Here is a 17,089-nt window from a genome sequence, read left to right on the forward strand (position 1 = left end):
TCACCTCAGGTTCGGCGGAGAAGAAGGGAGTACTGCTCGGCGGAGAGCCCGTAGGTCCAGCCGGCGGCGGCGATCGGATCGTCGAGGAAACCCGGCACGGTCAGCCCGTACCGGCGGCGGCGTCCGTCGCGTTCGACGGACCCGTTGACCGCGAGGAGCACCCTGGTCTCCCTGCGCATGTCGTAGAGCCGCAGTTCCGAACCGGGATTGCCGGGGTCCGGTGCGGAGGCGACCAGCCGCAGCCCGGCCCGGTCGATGTAGGACGCCCAGCCGATGTGCTCGATCGCGCACCGCCTGACCTCGACGTTGGCCTCCCGCGCGATCCGCTGGACGCTCGGATCGGTGATCACCCAGGAGGGCACCCGTGTCCCGTGCCAGGCGTGCACGTCCCACCCGTCGGCGTACCGCACCGCGGGGCCGTCCGCGCTGTGCAGCCGTACCTCGCCGTCGTCGCCGCACACCTCCGTGCGCATGGTGACGGGGCGCTCGGAGATGACGCACGCACCTTCACGAGGCCACCACCAGCCACCTGACCGGGCCACCGCCGCCCACAGGTCGAGCCGCCGGTTCTGCTCGGGAGTGAAGGGTACGCCGGCCGCCCGGCGGAGAGCGTCGTAGTGGGCGATCCAGGAGACGCACTGTGTGTCGTACCAGGCGTTCCGAAAGCGGTGTCGCGAGTCGTGCGCCGCCAGCAGCGGCATGCGGAGTGAACCGTCGGTGGATCGGGTGAGCGGGCTGCGAACCTTCTGGCGGATCAGCTGGTCCATCGACTGACGGCCCCATCCGACCTGGGCGTCGAGTGCTGTGCACAGCTGTCTCATCAGCGAGGAGAACCGGGACGGCAGTGGCCATGCGGAGATGCGGTCGACGGTTTCCGAAGGCCGTGGACGTACACCCGGCGGGACGGTTGTCAGGGCTGTGACCGGTGAGGGGGCCCAGTGAAAACGTGGCGGGGCGAGCCCGATCAGGCGGTAAAGCTCGGAGATGGCGGCCTCTGCGGCCGGACGGTCGGCGGGCAGCGTCGACAACGCCCGGCCCAGCCATTCTTCACGAATGTCGGCAGCTTCCCGCTGCACGAGAACGCTCACCGGATGAGGGTGGCGTCGTCCTTTCTTACGATCATGTCCGGAATGGTGACAGATCGACGCGGTGCCTGTCCACCGCGTACGAGGCCGGACACCGCGCGGCAGGCGTGACGTTTCCAGGTACGCGGGCCGGGTCGTCAGCGCAGTGGGAAGGGGTCCGGAGCGGGAGGGCGGCGCTTCCACCGGTAGGTGCCGGACGGCCCGTCCGCCACCTCGTAGCCAGGCAGGTCTTTGATGCCCACGGTACGGAAAGGCCGGCCATTGTTGTCGATGGTCGCGGTTCCCTTCCTGCCCCGACTGCTCCAGTCCACGAGGATCCGCCAGCGGCAGTCGCAGTTACGAGTGGCGCCGAAGATGTGGAAGATCTCGGCATCGCTGTCCGAAACGCGGCCGCCACGATGCCCGCCACCCATATCCGCGAGCTTTTGAGTCTCGCTTTCCAGTCGCGCTGTTCGGGGCCGTGTGAGCGGCGGATCGGACGGTTCCTGCTCGCGGTCATTGATCACCGGCCATGGGTTTGGTGGCGCCACAATATGCCAACACGAAGGAACTGCTGAACCTACCCGACAAAGTGCTTCGTGGGTCGTTCAGGTCACCGTTTGAGGACTGGTGGGTCGTGCGACACACTGATCGACATGACGACCACCCCCCATGCTCCGACAACGTGGACTCTCGCCGCGAGACGTCACCGTCTGGTAGCCGCGATCATAGACGGTTTGATTTTTGCCGCAGTGGTATTACCGATCCGCGCGCTGCTCGGCACTGATTACGAGGTGTCCGATGAATCGACTCTCGTTGGTTATCTCAACCCCTATGCGGGAAACTCTTATTGGCCGATCGATGTCTTGGTCACGGTCCTTCTCGCGGTCTACTTCTGGCTGCAGCACGCGCTGTGGGGGCAGACGCTCGGCAAGCGACTCTGGCGTCTGAAGGTGGTGTCCGGGGTGACCGGAGAGCCGCCCGGCTTCCGTCAGGCGGGAATGCGGGTTCTTGTCTACCCCGTCCTGACATTGGTGCCCTACCTCGGAGTGCTGATCAGCCTGGTCGATCCGCTGTGTGCGTTCTTCGGTTCGAAGCGCCGATGCCTGCATGACGTGATCGCTGAAACCGTCGTGGTCGACCTCGGCAGCCCCGTCCGGGAAAAGTCCGGAGGATCCGGATCCCTGTTCGGCCTGGGCGTCGTCCTCATCCTTCTCGCTGCCCTCGTGGTCGTCTCCGCGCTGGTGTGGATGTAGCCCACCGCGGCGAATACGGGCCTGATCCGCGCACAGGTCGCGGGAACGGGCTATGTGGAGCCCCTGTCGTCGCCGGTCGGTGGGCGGCTCCACAGCGGGTAGGGGATGCCCGCCATCCGGTTGATGACGAATCCCTGGATGACGATGACCAGCACCGAGAGCATCATGATGCCCAGTTGAGGGGGCGTCCGCAGCAGGCCCAGCGCGACGATCAGGGTGGTGGCGCCGGCCGGCGGGTGCGCGGCGTTGAACACCGGCATCAGCCCGCAGGTCAGGCCGAGCGCGATGGCAGAGGCCAGAATCCGGTTGGGGCCGATGCTCTCCAGGTCGGGCGGGGCGTTCAGCAGCCCGGTGACCGCCAGCGCGAACCAGCCGGCCAGCACCCCGATCAGGTGCCCGATCAGGCTGTTGTGCGGCGAGGCCGAAGGGCTCCGCGGCGTGTGAAAGAGCAGGAAGGCGGTGGGACCCAGGGACGGGAAGACGAACGGGGCGTTGGTGGCGAAGGAGATCGCCGCCATGAGTCCCAGCGAGATGAAGCTGTTGAGACCGCTGTACACGGCGCGCACGGCTCGTTCCGGGTAACGCCGTACCAGCTCGTCCAGTTGGAGCGCGGCGATCCCGTGCCGGGGACGGTCGTTCAAATGTCGCTCCGCTCCCAGCCCCGCCGGGGCGCGGTGGTGCCGATGACCTGTGGATCGCGGGCCCGGTAGACGATGTAGGGCCGGAACAGGTACTGCACCGGGGCGGTGAACGAGTGCACCAGCCGGGTGAACGGCAGGATCGCGAACAGCAGCAGCCCGGACACCGCGTGGATGCGGTACTCCACCGGCGTACCGGCCATGAGCGAGACCTCCGGCTGGAAGACGAACAGGCTGCGCACCCAGGGAGCGATGTCCGTCCGGTAGTTGTAACCGGGGCCCGAGGCGTTGATCAGCGTGGTGGACAGCCCGAGGCCCAGCGCGCCGACCAGGAAGATGTACATGATCTTGTCGTTGAGGGTGGTGGCGAGGAAGACCGGCCCGGTGGTGCGGCGCCGCCAGATCAGCAGCATGAGGCCGCCGAAGGTGAGCACTCCGGCGGCTATGCCCACCCAGAGCGCCATCGTGTGGTAGTCGTTCTCGTCGAAACCGGCGGCGTCCGTCCAGCTCTGCGGGATGAACAGGCCCACGAGATGACCCGCCAGCACGCACAGCAGCCCGATGTGGAAGATCGGGCTGCCGAACCGCAGCAGCCGCGACTCGTACAGTTCCGATGAGCGCGTGGTCCAGCCGAACCGGTCGTAGCGCCACCGCCAGATGAGGCCGGTGACGAGCAGGGCGACGGCCGCGTAGGGCAGCGCCCCCCACAGGAAGATGTCAGCGGGCGAGGGCATCGCGGGCCTCCAGACGCGCCTGCCGGTTCCGGTCTGATGCGTACGAGGTCATCCGGTGCCTCCGGGGTTGCCGACGGGATTCCAGGGGAGGAGGCCGGTGGCGTTCAGACCGACCGGTTCCGGGCCGGCGTCGAGCGGGCGGCTCCCCAGTGCGCGGGCCGCCTCGCGGGTGCGGGGAGAGGAGCCGGGCAGCGTGCCGCACACCGCCTCCAGCAGCAGCGCGTACGGCGTGCCGGCCTCCACCAGGGCGAACCGCAGCAGCTCCAGGCCGGTCCGGTGCTCCTGGAGCAGCGCCGTCCCGTCCTCAGGTTCCAGGGCCGCGTACTCCAGGACGGCCGGCAGGTAGTCCGGCAGTTCGGTGCCGTCCGGGGGGAGGAGACCGTGGGCCCGGTAGCGGGACTTGAGCGTGGCCAGTGAGAACCCCCGGCGGCGGGTGTCCTCGTCGCTCCACCACGTCAGGTGGAGCGAACGGCGGTTGCGGGTGTCGAAGGTCGCCACATAGTGCTTCTCGGCCCGCAACGGCTCCTCGGCCGCCAGGTAGTCGACGAACCCGGCGACGGCGGTCACCGTCGGATGCGCGCCGCTCTCGGCGAGCGCGGCCCGGATCAGCGGCAGCCGGTCGAAGAGCTCCTGGTCGGGATAGTCCAGGCACAGTCCGGCGGCCCGGCGCACCACGGCCCGGTCGTTCGCGGACGGTCTCCGCTTCCGGGAGGTCCAGCGCGGTCTCACGGGTTCGGCCCTTTCCGGAAAGGCTGTCGAGTGGTCTCGCCTTCCTGGGGAGGTCGCCCGGTGATCTCGCCGGGGCCGGCATCCGGTCCGGCGCCGCTGGCCGTCTCGCCGTCCCGTGAGCCGGTCGAGCCGTTGCCCGCCCCGGGAGGGAACATCCCCTCGGGCAGGCCGCGGCCGTCCCAGTTGAGCAGGTTGACCCGGCCACGCAGGCCGGAGGTGTCGGCGGAGGTGTCCGCCGTGCTGCGGTCGCGCAGGATGTGGAAGGTCTCCACGGACAGCGGCGCCGGACGTCCGGACGCCTCGCCGAACGGTCCCGAGGCGGTGCCGCCCCCCATCCCGGGACCGCCCTCGTAGTTCAGGCTGCACCCGGTCAGCGCCGACTCCTCCAGGGCGCGGACGTCCCCGGCGACGGCGGTCGGGATGACGTAACGGTCCTCGTACTTCGACAGGGCCAGCAGCCGGTACATGTCGTCCAGCTGCTCGACGGTGAAGCCGACCGACTCGGCGATCGCCGGATCGGCGGCGTCACCGAGGTTGAGCCGCCGCCGGTGGGCGCGCATCGCGGCCAGCCGCCGCAGCGCCAGCTCGACGGGGGCCGGGTCGCCTGCCGTGAACAGTTCGGCGAGATAGGAGACGGGGATGCGTAGCTTCTCGATGGCGCCGAACAGGTTCTCGTGGTCCTCCCCGTCATGCCCGGCGGCGGTGATCGCCTCCACCACGGGGGACAGCGGCGGCACGTACCAGACCATCGGCAGCGTGCGGTACTCCGGATGCAGGGGCAGGGCCACCCCGTATTCGGCGATCAGGTGGTAGACGGGAGAGCGGCGGGCCGCCTCCATCCATTCGTGCGGGATGCCCGCCCGCTCGGCCTCGACGCCGACCCGCGGGTCGTGGGGATCGAGGAAGACGCCGAGCTGTGCCGGGTAGAGATCCTGCTCGCGCGGGGTGGCGGCGGCCTGCGGCACCCGGTCGGCGTCGTAGAGGAGCACGCCGATGTTCCGCAGCCGCCCCACACAGGTCTCCGAACAGACGGTGGGCAGCCCGACCTCGATCCGCGGGAAGCAGAAGGTGCACTTCTCGGCCTTGCCGGTCTTGTGGTTGAAGTACATCTTCTTGTACGGGCAGCCGGTCACGCACATCCGCCACCCCCGGCAGCGGTCCTGGTCGACCAGCACGATCCCGTCCTCCACCCGCTTGTACAGCGCGCCGGACGGGCAGGACGCCACGCAGGACGGGTTGAGGCAGTGCTCGCAGATCCGCGGCAGGTAGAACATGAACGTCTGTTCGAACTCCAGCTTGATCTTCTCCTGGATCCGGTTGAGGATGACGTCGTCCGCACCGTGCTGCGGCATGCCGCCCAGGCTGTCGTCCCAGTTCGCCGACCAGGCGATGGTGTTCATCGGCTTGCCGCTGAGCAGTGACCGGGGCGCGGCCACCGGGAAGTCGTCGCCGGCCGGCGCCTCGGCGACCGACTGGTAGTCGTACGTCCACGGCTCGTAGTAGTCGCGGATGTTGGGCAGCAGCGGGTTGGCGAAGATGCTCGCCAGCCGACGCAGCCGCCCCCCGGACCGGGGGACCAGCCGGCCCCGCCGGGTCAGCTTCCAGCCGCCGCGCCAGCGCTCCTGGTCCTCGTAGCGGCGCGGGTAACCCTGCCCGGGACGGGTCTCCACGTTGTTGAACCACACGTACTCGACCCCGGGCCTGCTGGTCCAGGTCTGCTTGCAGGTGACCGAGCAGGTGTGGCAGCCGATGCACTTGTCGAGGTTCATCACCATGGCGATCTGCGACATCACCCGCATCAGTACTCGACCTCCTGCGCGCGCCGCCGGAGCACGGTGATCTCGTCCCGCTGGGTGCCGACCGGGCCGAAGTAGTTGGGAAAGAAGGTCAGCTGCCCGTAACCACCGATGAGATGAGTGGGTTTGAGCAGTACGCGGGTCAGCGAGTTGTGGATGCCGCCGCGCCGCCCGGTGGCCTCGCTCTTGGGCACCGCGATGACCCGGTCCTGGGCGTGGTGCATGTAGACGGTCCCGGCCGGCATCCGGTGCGAGACGATGGCCCGGGCGACCACGACGCCGTTGCGGTTGACCGCCTCGACCCACTCGTTGTCGACGACGCCGATGGCCTCGGCGTCCTGCGGGCTGATCCAGATCACCTGGCCGCCCCGGGAGAGCGAGAGCATGATCAGGTTGTCCTGGTACTCCGAGTGGATGGACCACTTGTTGTGCGGGGTGAGATACCGGACCGTCACCTCCCGCGTTCCGTTCTCACCGAGGACGGGCTCGCCGAACAGCCGGTGCATGTTCAACGGCGGCCGGTAGGTCGGCAGGTTCTCGCCGAGCTCCCGCATCCAGTCGTGGTCGAGGTAGAAGTGCTGGCGTCCGGTGAGGGTGTGCCAGGGTTTGGCGTGCTCGACGTTGATGGTGAAAGGGCTGTAGTGGCGGTCGCCGCTCTCGTCACCGGCCCACTCGGGGCTGGTGAGGGTGCGCTGCGGTTGTGCCTGGGTGTCGGCGAACCGGATGCGCCGATCCGCGTCCGCGCGGCCCAGCCCGGCCAGGCCGTCCCCGGAGCCGACCCGCCGGTCCAGGGTGTGGAAGCCCTGGTCGGCCAGGTGTCCGTTGGTGGAGCCGGACAGCGCGAGTATCGCCTCGCACGCCTTCTCCCCGGTGTCGATCAGCGGCCGTCCGCCGGCCGGACCGCCGCGCGCGGTTCCGTTCGCGGCGGCCAGTTCGGCGAGCTCGGAGCCCACCTCGTAGACGACGCCCTTGCAGGGCAGCCCCTTGGCGTCGGCGAGCGGGCCGAGCGTGCGCATCTGGTCGGCGATCGCCGTGTAGTCCCGCTCGACGATGGTCAGCGTCGGCATCGTCTTACCCGGCACCGGCGTCGAGGAGTCGGCCCGCCAGTCCTGGGCGGTGCCCAGCGGGTTGCCGAGGTCGCCGGGCGTGTCGTGGGTGAACGGGGTGGCCACCAGGTCGTACCGGGTTCCCAGGTACCGGACGGCCATCTCGGAGAAGACCCTGGCGATGTCGTTGAAGGTCTCGAAGTCGGTGCGCGCCTGCCAGGCCGGTTCCACGGCGGGGTTGAACGAGTGCACGAACGGATGCATGTCGGTGGCGTTCAGGTCGTGCTTCTCGTACCAGGTCGCGGCGGGCAGGGTGATGTCCGCCAGCAGCGTCGTGGAGGTCATCCGGAAGTCCAGGGAGAGCAGCAGGTCGAGCTTGCCCTCGGGGGCCGGATCACGCCATCGCACGTCCCGTGGCCGGACCTCCTCGGGCGCCTCGGTGGCCCGCAGGTTGTCGTGCGTGCCGAGCAGGTGGCGCTGGAAGTACTCGGCGCCCTTGCCGGACGCGCCCAGCAGGTTGGCCCGCCAGGTGATGAGGATGCGCGGCCAGTTGCCCGGATGGTCGGGGTCGTCGACGGCGAAGCCGAGCCGGCCGGCGGCCAGCTCGGCGGCGACGTGCTCGTTCGGGTCCCGGCCGGACGCGCGCGCCTCGTCGGCCAGGTCCAGCGGATTGCGGTCGAAGGTGGGGTAGGTGGGCATCCAGCCGAGCCGGGAGGACTGGGCCAGGACGTCCACCGCGGCCATCCCGGCGAACCTGTTCGCCCCGAGCGGCGAGGCCAGGGCGTCGGCGCGGAAGTGGTCGTAGCGCCACTGGTCGGTGTGCAGGAAGAAGAACCCGGTGCCGATCATCTGCCGGCTGGGCCGCTGCCAGTCGGCGGCGGTGGCCAGCGTGGTCCAGCCGGTGAGCGGGCGGCACTTCTCCTGGCCGACGTAGTGCGCCCAGCCGCCGCCGTTGCGTCCCACGCAGCCGGTGAGCAGCAGCAGGGTGATGAAGTTACGGTAGGTGGTCTCCGAATGGAACCAGTGGTTGGTGCCCGCCCCCATGATGATCATGCAGCGGCCCCTGGTGCGCTCGGCGGTCCGGGCGAACTCCCGGGCGATCCGGGTGGCGGCGGCGGCCGGCACCGAGGTGATCGTCTCCTGCCACGCCGGGGTGCCGGGTGCCGCCGCGTCGTCGTAGCCGGTCGGCCAGTCGCCGGGAAGCCCGTCCCGGCCCACCCCGTAGCGGGCCAGCAGCAGGTCGAAGACGGTGGTGACCAGCGGCCCGCCGGGCGTCACCCGCCTGGCCGGCACGCCGCGCCGCAGCACCGCGCCCGAGCCGTCGGCGGTGTCGAACCGGGGCATCAGCACCTCGGTGCCGGTGGCCTCCGCGTCGCCGTACAGGGTGAGCCGGGGGATCACCTCGCCGAGGTTCAGGTTCCACCGCCCCGCCTCCTGGGACCAGCGGTCGGCGACCGTGCCGTTCGGGACGACCGGGGCGCCGGTGACGTCGTCCAGCAGCACGGTGCGCCAGATGGCGTGCTCGGCCGTGGCGTACTGCGCGCCGAGGTCGGTGGCGCGCAGGAACCGCCCCGGGATGTACGCGCCGTCCCGCTCCTCCAGCGCCACCAGGAACGGCAGGTCGGTGAAGCGGCGGACGTAGTCGACGAAGTACGGTACCTGCCGCTCGACGAACCACTCCCGCAGGATCACGTGCCCCATCGCGGCGGCCAGCGCGCCGTCGGTGCCCGGATGGGGATGGAGCCAGTCGTCGGCGAACTTGGTGTTGTCGGCGAAGTCGGGGGAGACCACCACCACCTTCTGGCCGTTGTAGCGGGCCTCGGCCATCCAGTGCGCATCCGGCGTCCGGGTGACCGGAACGTTGGAACCCCACATGATCAGGTAGGCCGCGTCCCACCAGTCGCCGGACACGGGCACGTCGGTCTGGTCGCCGAACACCTGCGGGGAGGCCACCGGCAGGTCGGCGTACCAGTCGTAGAACGACAGCGCCTGGCCGCCGATCAGCGCCAGGAACCGGGTACCGATCGCGTGGGAGAGGATCGACTGGCCCGGGATGGGGGTGAACCCGGCGATCCGGTCCGGGCCGTACCTCTTGATGGTGTACACGTGGGCGGCGGCGATCATCTCCAGCGCCTCGGGCCAGGTGATGCGCACCAGCCCGCCCTTGCCGCGCGCCTCCTGGTAGCGCCTCCGCCGCTCCGGGTCGCCCACGACGTCCGCCCAGGCCAGCAACGGGTCCCCGAGCCGCTCCTTGGCCTGGCGGTACATCTCCACGAGCACCCCGCGCGCGTACGGGTAGCGCACCCGGGTCGGCGAGTAGGTGTACCAGGAGAACGCCGCCCCCCGCGGGCACCCTCGCGGCTCGTACTCGGGCCGGTCGGGGCCGGCCGTCGGGTAGTCGACCTCCTGCGTCTCCCAGGTGATGATCCCGTTCTTGACGTACACCCGCCAGCTGCACGATCCGGTGCAGTTCACCCCGTGGGTGGAGCGCACGATCTTGTCGTGTGACCACCGGTCCCGGTAGAAGGTGTCCGAGTTCCTGCCACCCCGATAGGAGACGTCTCGCAGGTCGTGGGAGTAGGTGCCCCGGCTGAAGAACCGCCCCACCCGCAGCAGCGCCTCCGCCGCCCCCTCCGTCGTGGGTTTCTCCGCCATTCGCTCGTCGACCATGCTGTGTATTTACCGATGGTCGTACCGGGTAATCAGTCAAGCCCACAAACTATGGGTATTCATGTTCTTACCATTGGCGACTGTTTTGTTGGAGATAAGTGGTAATCCTCCCCCGGGATGCCGAGCTCCTTGCCAGTTGGGATGAGAGGGTTTCTTATGATTTCGGCGTCGGCGAAAGTCGTGCGGAGGCATGGGCGCGCGCGGAGGTGCGGGCGAGGCGGCGCACTCCTCGGAAAGCGAGGTGGACAAGCTCGAAGAGAAACGCCAGCCGGCACAGCAGGGCGGACATGATCATGGTCTCGCCGAGCAACTCCCGGTGGTTCTGGTACGCCCACTGGCCCGGTACGGTCGCGGCGAGGGCGCCCAGCACGTACCCGAGCATCGCCAATGCCGCGCTATGTCCCGATCGGATGAAGCGATCATATGGATTTGCCGCGGTTTTTTCGGACAACTCGGGATCTTGATGATGTCTGGTTATTTACCGACGTTGCCGTCGAGGTAGACCCAGGCGTAGTCGTGGCGTACGAAACGGCTGTTCTCCCGGAGTTCGCCCGGACGGCCGCGTTCGGTGTAGTGGGCGCGGAACTCGACGGTGCCCCCGGTGGAGAACGGGCCGCCCTCGGTGCCGCCGAGGATGTCCAGGCGCACCCAGCGCAGCCCGGGGTCGAAGTCGATGCCGGGCGGCCTGGTCGTGGGGTGCCAGCTGCGGAGCAGGTACGCCTCGTCGTGAACGGCGAACGCGCTGAAGCGGGAGCGCATCAGCTGCTCGGCGGTGCTCGCCTTGGTCTCCCCGCGGTGCAGCCGGCCGCAGCAGTCGTCGTAGGCCGAGGGCAGCCCGCAGGGGCAGGTCGCCGGAGTGGCGCGGACCGGTCGCGGGCGTGGCGTGCGCGGGGACATGGCTCCATCATGTTCAGTGCGGGGACTGCCGAGTTTACCCGGCAGGTGAATCGCTTGTTTGAAACGGTCAGGGCCCGGCCGTCGCCCACCTCGGCCGAGGGAGGCGAGAAGCCGCTCCCTTCGGGGAGCGGAGGAGTCACCGTGGCTCAGGCCCGCCGGTCCGGGTGGTCCGCGGCGCTGAGCCGGGCGGCGCGGGTGGTGAGGTAGTCGCGCTCCGGGGCGCTCGTCGTGCGGCTCGCCGCCGCGCGGTAGTCGTCGACGGCCGCCCGCAGGTCACCGGCCATCTCCAGCAGGTGGGCCCGGGCGGCGTGGAAGCGGTGGTGTCCCGACAGGCGGTCTTCGAGTTCGCCGAGCATCTCCAGGCCGGTCGCGGGGCCGTGCGCCATGGCGGCGGCGACGGTGCGGTTGAGCGAGACCATCGGGTTGTCGGACATGCGTTCCAGCAGGCCGTACAGGGCCAGGATCTGTGGCCAGTCGGTCTCCTCGGCCGTCGGCGCCTCGTCGTGGACCGCGGCTATCGCCGCCTGGAGCTGGTAGGGGCCGACCGCACCCCTGGCCAGGGTGTCGGTGATGAGCGCGATCCCCTCGGCGACCGCCTTGCCGTCCCACAGGCTCCGATCCTGCTCCGCCAGCGGGATCGGGGCGCCGTCCGCGCCGGTCCGCGCCGGACGCCGGGCGTCGGTGAGCAGCATCAGCGCGAGCAGCCCGGCCACCTCGCGGTCGTCGGGGAGCAGGTCGTGAGCCGTCCTGGTCAGCCTGATCGCCTCGCGGGACAGCTCCAGGCGCTGCAGGTCGGGGCCGGCGCTGCTGGCGTAGCCCTCGTTGAAGATGAGGTACAGCACGTGCAGCACCGAGCCGAGTCGCCGCGCCCGTTCCTGGGGAGCGGGCATGCCGAAGGGGATGCCGGATGCCTTGATGCGCTGCTTGGCCCGGCTGATCCGCTGCGCCATGGTCGCCTCGGGCACCAGGAAGGCCCTGGCGATCTCGGCGGTGGTCAGGCCGCCCACGGACCGCAGGGTGAGGGCGATCGCCGAGGCCGGGGTCAGCGCGGGGTGACAGCAGAGGAACAGCGTGGTCAGCGTGTCGTCCCGGTCCCTCGCGCGCGCGTCGTCCGCCGGCGGGGCGGTACGCAGCTCGGAGGGCGCCTGCGTGGCCACCAGCTCCTCCCGGCGGCGGCGGGCCTGCTCGTTGCGCACCTGCTCGGTCATCCGGCGGTACGCGACCTGGATGAGCCATCCTCGCGGGTTGGCGGGTACGCCCTCCGCCGGCCACTGGGCGATGGCGTCGAGCAGCGCCTCCTGGACCGCGTCCTCGGCGGCGGCGAAGTCTCCGAAGCGGCGGGTGAGCACGCCGACGACCTGCGGCACCAGCTGGCGCAGCAGGTCGTCGATGGCAGGGCTATCCAGCGGTCACAGCTCCTCGGGCGGGGCCGCCGACATCACCTCGCGCACCTCGATCGGCATGTTCAGCGGCTTGCCGCCGGGGCCGGGCGCGGCCGAGACGTACGCGGCGAGATCGACGGCGCGCTCGGGGCTGTCGCAGTCGATGATCCAGTAGCCGATCAGGAACTCCTTCGTCTCGGGGAACGGGCCGTCCGTGACGACGGCGGCGCCGCCCTCACCGGCCCGGACGATCCTGGCCTGGTCCGGGGCCGCCAGCCCCTGCGCGTCCACGAACTCCCCGGCCTCGGTGAGCTTCCTGTTCGTGTCGTGCATGAACTCGATGTGGGCCCGGACGTCCTCGACGGGCCAGGTGTGCATCGGCGGGACCTCGTCCTTCAGCTGCCCGCTGAACTGCATCAACATCATGTACTTCACGTCTTCGCTCCTCACGTTCGAGCGCCGTTCTCGGCGCTCTCACCCACAGGTAGAAGCAGACCCGGCCGTTCTCGACATTCTGCCGGACATCCGTGCAGAAAAATCTGCCGGAGTTCACGCGGCACACCCCGGCGAGCCGCTACGGGGTGGGTGTCCAGCGCCGCAGGCGGGGTCACGGTCCCGCTCGTCGCGGCGGCCGGAGGTGGGGAGCGGGCGGGACTACAGGCCCATCTCGCGGGTCAGCAGCCGGTGTGCCTGCTCGATGTCGGCGTGGGTGTAGCCGGGGACGCTCCGGTCGAGCTGCTGGAGGAGGTCCATCAGGGCCTGCTTCTGTGCCAGGTGCTGGACGGGGATCTGGTCAAGGTCCACGTTGATGAGCCAGTCGAACAGCACCACCGCGTCGGCGGTCCACAGGCTCAGCGCGGTCATGTCCGAGGCTGCCATTCTCAGGCCGGGCGTTCCGCTCATGCGAGCAACCTACCCCCATGCCCATATGCGAAATAACCCGCTTTGTCATCTCAATATGCCGGACTTACGGCGGGGCCGGAACTACTGCCGAGTAGTGATCGAAAACATTCGAAAATCAATAGAAAGAGATGTTGTGTGCGCTTTTTGGCTGCTAGCTTCGCGTGTAGTCGGTAAATGTCCGGATTTGAGCTCGCCCGACAGCTCCGGCCACCCCGACAGCTCCGGCCACCCCGAGGGCCCTGCCCGGGCGGCGGGAGGAGCCCTCCAGGGGAGGATCTCATCGCCCGCTGAGCGCGGCCCACAGGGTTTCGAACTCCTCGGAGGTCAAGGAGTTCAGGCCGAAGTCGCCGGGATAGATCGGGCCCTCGGCCAGGAAGCCGTGCTCGTCCTGGATATGGTTCCACGAGTACGTGCGGGCCACGCCGTCCGAGCCCAGCTCGGCGTGGCGCACGGGCCAGTACTCCCCGCCGCTGTCGATGACGGTCTCGAACAGCCATACGTGGCCGTCGCCGTCCACCCCGTGCCAGTACAGGTGCGGCCGGTCGCTCTCGTCGAGCGCCCGGATCGTTTCCTTGCGACGGTCTTGCAGCATTTTGCTCCTAATGTTCACCAAAAGCAGTCCGAGGGCGCTTATCCTGCCCTTTGCTATGTTGCGAGTTCTTGGTCCGCTTCAGGCGGAGATCAACGGCCGTCCGGTCGACCTCGGCACCTCCCGGCAGCGGGCCGTGGTGGCCAGGCTCGTCGCGGCGGGTGGGCACGTGGTCTCCACCGATCGTTTCATCGATGACCTGTGGCGCGGGCAACCCCCGCCCAAGGCGCTGGCCGCCCTCCAGGTCTACGTGTCCAACCTGCGACGGGCGCTCGAACCCGGACGGCTGCCGCGCACGCCCGCCACGGTGCTGGTCAGTGCCGCACCCGGTTACCGTCTCCGGCTGGAGCCCGAACGGGTGGACGCCTGGCTGTTCCCCCGCCTGGTCGACGCCGCCGGGGCCGCGCTCGCCGCGGGAGACGGGGCGCGGGCACTGGAGGCGGTGGACCGGGCACTCGCGCTCTGGCAGGGGCCCGCCTACGCGGAGTTCGCCGACGACGAATGGGCGGAGCCCGAGGCCGTACGGCTGGACGAGTTGCGGCTGGTCGCCGTGGAGCACCGGGCGGAGGCGCTGCTGGTGCTCGGCCGCAACGCCGAGATCGAGCTTGAGCAGCACGTCCGAGCCCATCCGCTCAGGGAGAACGCCGTCCGGCTGCTCGCCCTGGCCTACTACCGGGCCGGCCGGCAGGCCGATGCCCTGGCCGCGATCAGGAAGGCCCGCGAGACCCTCGCCGACGAGCTGGGGGTGGACCCCGGTCCCGCGCTGCGCGCGCTGGAGGGCGACATCCTCGCCCACGCCGACTCACTGAACCGCCCGGCCACGCCCGCCTCCGGTGCCGATGGGGCCGCCGTGGGGGAGCCGGAGCAGGACAGACCTGAGCGAGACCTGGACGCGCCGGACCTCGCCACCGCCCCCGTACCCGACCTCGTGGGCCGTAGCGAGGAGATGGCGACGCTGCAGGCGGTCGCCGACCGGGGCAGGCTGCGCACGGTCTGGCTGGGCGGAGACCCTGGAGCGGGCAAGAGCGCGCTGGCCGCGGCCTTCGCCAGGCGGCAGGCGGCACGTGGCTGGCTGACCGCGACCGGGCAGTGCCCGGAGACCGAGGGCGGGGCGCCGCCCGCCTGGGCGTGGAGCGAGGTGCTGCGCGCCCTGGCCGCGGACCGGCCGCCCCGAGACGACCTGGCCGCCCGGCTGGCGCCGCTGCTGGACGACGACGCCCCGCCGGCGGGACCGTTCCTACTGGCCCGGGCGGTGGGTGACTACCTGTCCCGGATCGTCGGGCAGGGCACCCGGCTGCTGGTGGTCATGGAGGACGTGCACCGGGCCGACAGCGAGACGCTCCAGCTCCTGCGCCACCTCGCCACGGGCGTCGCCGAGGCCGACATCATGATCGTCGCGACCTACCGGCCCACCGAGGCCGTCGACCACCTGGGGGCGACCTGGGCGGCCCTGGCCGGGCGCGACACTCATCGGCTCGACCTGCACGGGCTCGGCGACGAGGACGTGGCGCTGCTGCTGCGTGAGCGCTCGGGCCGGGAGGTGGACGCGGTGACCGCGCGGACCGTGGCCGAGCGCACCGGCGGCAACCCGCTGTTCGTCTGCGAGACCGCGCGGCTGATCACCACGGACGGCACCTCGGCCGCCCGCGCGCTGCCGCCGGGCGTGCGCGACCTGATCAGGCGCAGGATCGCCAGGCTGCCCGCGGTGGCGCAGAGAACCCTGCGGGACGCGGCCGTCATCGGGCGGGACGTCGACGTCGACGTGCTGCTCGCCCTGGACGGCTCCGACGAGGACACCGTGCTCGAAGGGCTGGAGGCGGGCGTGCTGACCGGGCTGCTGACCGAGCCCGCGCCGGGCCGGGTGCGCTTCGCGCACGTGCTGGTCAGGGAGACGCTGTTCGAGGACACGCCGAGACTGCGCCGCATGCGCCTGCATGGCAGGGTCGTCGGCGCACTGGAACGGGTCCGGCCGGGAGAGGTCACCGCGCTGGGTCACCACGCGCTCGCCGCGGCCACCGCGGCCTCGGCGGGGCGGGCGGTCTCCTACGCCAGGGCGGCGGCCGAGCAGGCGCGCGGCATGCACTCCTACCGGGAGGCCGGGACGTTCTACCGGGGGGCGCTGGACCTCGCCGAGGACGACGCGCTCCGGCTCGACCTGCTCTGCTCGCTGGTGCAGGTCCAGGCGCACGAGGGCAACGTGCTGGCCGCCAGGGAGAACCGGGAGCGGGCCATCGCCCTCGCGCGGCGGCTGGGCGACGGCCTGAACCGGGCGCTGACCGCCTACGACGCCCCGGTGACCTGGTCGATCCAGCCCAACAGGCAGGTGGACCAGCCGCTCGTCGACGCGCTGGTGCAGGCGCTGGACGGCGCCGACGACGAGAGCCGCTGCCGGCTGCTGACCACGCTCGTCTTCGAGCTGGAAGGGCACGACGACGAGCGCTGTCTGGCCTACAGCGCCGAGGCGGTCGTGATCGCCCGGCGGCTGGGCCGCAGCGACCTCGTCCGCCTGGCCCTGAACGCCCGCTACTTCGTGCTGCTGATCCCGGACCGCCGTGACGAGTTGGAGGTGCTGGGCCGGGAGCTGGTCAGGCTGGGCGACCGCGACGGGCTGCCCGGGTACGCCATGCAGGGGCACCACGCCCTGTCCATGGTCAGCCTGGGCCGCTGCGACCTGGCCGCGGCCAGGCGGCACGCGGACCGCGCCCTGGAGCACTCCACCACCGGCCAGCTCGGACTGGCGCTGAGCGTGCTGTCCATGATCGACACACTGGTCATGCTGGTCAAGGGCGACTTCGAGGGCGCGGAACGGTCCTACCTGGCGATCGGCGAGCGGATGATGGCCGCGGGCGGGGCCGTCGCCCACATCATCGGCGCCATCGGCCGGTTCGTGGTCCGGCTGGCGGGCGGCCTGCCGCAGGACATGGCGGAGCTGCTGACGCTGTACTCCTTCGCTCCCGAGGGGCTGGCGGACATCGTCGTGCGGGCGCTGGTCGCCGAGGGCAGGGTGGACGAGGCACGCGCCTACTGGAGGCCCGACCAGGAGCCCAACCGGGACTACTACTGGCTCCTCTGGCAGGGACTGCGCGGGGAGAGCGCGATCGCGCTGGGCGACCGGGCGGCGGCCGAAGGCTGCTACCGGACGCTGCTGCCCTGGGACGGCGAGCTGGCCGGGATGCACTCCGGGTCGATCACGCTGGGGCCGGTCGCCCTGATCCTGGGCGACCTGGCGGCCTTCCTCGGACACGACGCGAGTACCCACTACAAGCAGGCGGTGCGGGTCGCCGAGCGGGTCGGCTCGCCGCACTGGACGCGCAGGGCGGCGGAGGCACTCGCGGGGAGTGGGGGCCAGACCCCGGCGGGAGGCTCGAACCGAGCGTAGGCGGCC

At 70.5% G+C, this 17,089-nt stretch carries 15 protein-coding genes; 2 read left to right on the plus strand and 13 right to left on the minus strand.

Going from position 1 to position 17,089, the window contains the following annotated elements; genetic code table 11:
* Positions 1 to 5 precede the first annotated feature (5 nt).
* Both ABZU75_RS04680 and ABZU75_RS04685 read right to left on the minus strand, forming a co-directional pair.
* Positions 6 to 1,088: a DUF6745 domain-containing protein gene (locus ABZU75_RS04680; protein ID WP_355549510.1), complete on the minus strand. Its 1,083-nt coding sequence runs from the start codon at positions 1,086 to 1,088 to the stop codon at positions 6 to 8.
* 134 nt (positions 1,089 to 1,222) lie between these two features.
* Positions 1,223 to 1,591 (minus strand): hypothetical protein, encoded by a 369-nt coding sequence (locus ABZU75_RS04685; RefSeq protein WP_355549512.1) that lies wholly within the window; start codon positions 1,589 to 1,591, stop codon positions 1,223 to 1,225.
* Positions 1,592 to 1,720: 129 nt separating this feature from the next.
* Here ABZU75_RS04685 and ABZU75_RS04690 point away from each other — a divergent pair, with 129 nt between their 5' ends.
* On the plus strand, positions 1,721 to 2,320 hold the full coding sequence (locus ABZU75_RS04690) for an RDD family protein (protein WP_355549514.1): 600 nt from the start codon (positions 1,721 to 1,723) through the stop codon (positions 2,318 to 2,320).
* 50 nt (positions 2,321 to 2,370) lie between these two features.
* Here the strand turns inward: ABZU75_RS04690 and ABZU75_RS04695 are convergent, their stop codons facing one another.
* The 11 genes from ABZU75_RS04695 to ABZU75_RS04745 all read right to left on the minus strand — a co-directional run bounded on the left by ABZU75_RS04695 (position 2,371) and on the right by ABZU75_RS04745 (position 13,707).
* Positions 2,371 to 2,961, minus strand: a complete 591-nt coding sequence (locus ABZU75_RS04695) for an HPP family protein (RefSeq protein ID WP_355549516.1) — start codon at positions 2,959 to 2,961, stop codon at positions 2,371 to 2,373.
* Entirely contained in the window at positions 2,958 to 3,692 is a 735-nt protein-coding gene (gene narI, locus ABZU75_RS04700) for a respiratory nitrate reductase subunit gamma (protein ID WP_355549518.1), read from the minus strand. Before narI ends, ABZU75_RS04695 begins: the two co-directional genes overlap by 4 nt.
* Positions 3,693 to 3,740: 48 nt before the next feature.
* On the minus strand, positions 3,741 to 4,421 hold the full coding sequence (narJ, locus tag ABZU75_RS04705; RefSeq protein ID WP_355549520.1) for a nitrate reductase molybdenum cofactor assembly chaperone: 681 nt from the start codon (positions 4,419 to 4,421) through the stop codon (positions 3,741 to 3,743).
* Complete coding sequence (narH, locus tag ABZU75_RS04710; RefSeq protein ID WP_355549522.1) at positions 4,418 to 6,220, minus strand: nitrate reductase subunit beta; 1,803 nt, start codon at positions 6,218 to 6,220, stop codon at positions 4,418 to 4,420. Before narH ends, narJ begins: the two co-directional genes overlap by 4 nt.
* Positions 6,220 to 9,933: a nitrate reductase subunit alpha gene (locus tag ABZU75_RS04715; protein WP_355549524.1), complete on the minus strand. Its 3,714-nt coding sequence runs from the start codon at positions 9,931 to 9,933 to the stop codon at positions 6,220 to 6,222. The genes narH and ABZU75_RS04715 overlap by 1 nt, the downstream gene beginning before the upstream one ends.
* Before the next feature lie 154 nt (positions 9,934 to 10,087).
* A complete protein-coding gene (locus ABZU75_RS04720; RefSeq protein ID WP_355549526.1) occupies positions 10,088 to 10,321 on the minus strand; it encodes a hypothetical protein in 234 nt (77 codons plus the stop codon).
* Between the two features lie 86 nt (positions 10,322 to 10,407).
* Positions 10,408 to 10,830 (minus strand): YchJ family metal-binding protein, encoded by a 423-nt coding sequence (locus ABZU75_RS04725; RefSeq protein ID WP_355549528.1) that lies wholly within the window; start codon positions 10,828 to 10,830, stop codon positions 10,408 to 10,410.
* A gap of 146 nt (positions 10,831 to 10,976) precedes the next feature.
* Positions 10,977 to 12,236, minus strand: a complete 1,260-nt coding sequence (locus tag ABZU75_RS04730) for a sigma-70 family RNA polymerase sigma factor (protein WP_355549611.1) — start codon at positions 12,234 to 12,236, stop codon at positions 10,977 to 10,979.
* 3 nt (positions 12,237 to 12,239) lie between these two features.
* Positions 12,240 to 12,638 (minus strand): YciI family protein, encoded by a 399-nt coding sequence (locus ABZU75_RS04735; protein ID WP_350918670.1) that lies wholly within the window; start codon positions 12,636 to 12,638, stop codon positions 12,240 to 12,242.
* A 228-nt stretch (positions 12,639 to 12,866) separates the two neighbouring features.
* On the minus strand, positions 12,867 to 13,115 hold the full coding sequence (locus ABZU75_RS04740) for a hypothetical protein (RefSeq protein ID WP_350918036.1): 249 nt from the start codon (positions 13,113 to 13,115) through the stop codon (positions 12,867 to 12,869).
* A 277-nt stretch (positions 13,116 to 13,392) separates the two neighbouring features.
* Positions 13,393 to 13,707, minus strand: coding sequence for a hypothetical protein (locus tag ABZU75_RS04745; RefSeq protein WP_355549531.1), 315 nt, complete (start codon positions 13,705 to 13,707; stop codon positions 13,393 to 13,395).
* A gap of 55 nt (positions 13,708 to 13,762) precedes the next feature.
* On the opposite strand from ABZU75_RS04745, the gene ABZU75_RS04750 reads away from it, so the two are divergent.
* The gene (locus ABZU75_RS04750; protein ID WP_355549533.1) at positions 13,763 to 17,083 is read left to right on the plus strand and encodes a BTAD domain-containing putative transcriptional regulator; all 3,321 of its coding nucleotides are present in this window, start codon (positions 13,763 to 13,765) and stop codon (positions 17,081 to 17,083) included.
* The last annotated feature ends 6 nt before the right edge of the window (positions 17,084 to 17,089 follow it).

It is taken from the genome of Streptosporangium sp. NPDC005286 (assembly GCF_040607515.1).
Lineage (GTDB): Bacteria > Actinomycetota > Actinomycetes > Streptosporangiales > Streptosporangiaceae > Streptosporangium.

Excerpts from the sequence above, each read along its gene's own strand:
- ABZU75_RS04690 (WP_355549514.1), top strand. The coding sequence starts at position 1,721 with ATGACGACCACCCCCCATGCTCCGACAACGTGGACTCTCGCCGCGAGA.
- narI (WP_355549518.1), bottom strand. The coding sequence starts at position 3,692 with ATGCCCTCGCCCGCTGACATCTTCCTGTGGGGGGCGCTGCCCTACGCG.
- narH (WP_355549522.1), bottom strand. The coding sequence starts at position 6,220 with ATGCGGGTGATGTCGCAGATCGCCATGGTGATGAACCTCGACAAGTGC.
- ABZU75_RS04715 (WP_355549524.1), bottom strand. The coding sequence starts at position 9,933 with ATGGTCGACGAGCGAATGGCGGAGAAACCCACGACGGAGGGGGCGGCG.
- ABZU75_RS04725 (WP_355549528.1), bottom strand. The coding sequence starts at position 10,830 with ATGTCCCCGCGCACGCCACGCCCGCGACCGGTCCGCGCCACTCCGGCG.
- ABZU75_RS04735 (WP_350918670.1), bottom strand. The coding sequence starts at position 12,638 with ATGATGTTGATGCAGTTCAGCGGGCAGCTGAAGGACGAGGTCCCGCCG.
- ABZU75_RS04740 (WP_350918036.1), bottom strand. The coding sequence starts at position 13,115 with ATGAGCGGAACGCCCGGCCTGAGAATGGCAGCCTCGGACATGACCGCG.
- ABZU75_RS04745 (WP_355549531.1), bottom strand. The coding sequence starts at position 13,707 with ATGCTGCAAGACCGTCGCAAGGAAACGATCCGGGCGCTCGACGAGAGC.
- ABZU75_RS04750 (WP_355549533.1), top strand. The coding sequence starts at position 13,763 with ATGTTGCGAGTTCTTGGTCCGCTTCAGGCGGAGATCAACGGCCGTCCG.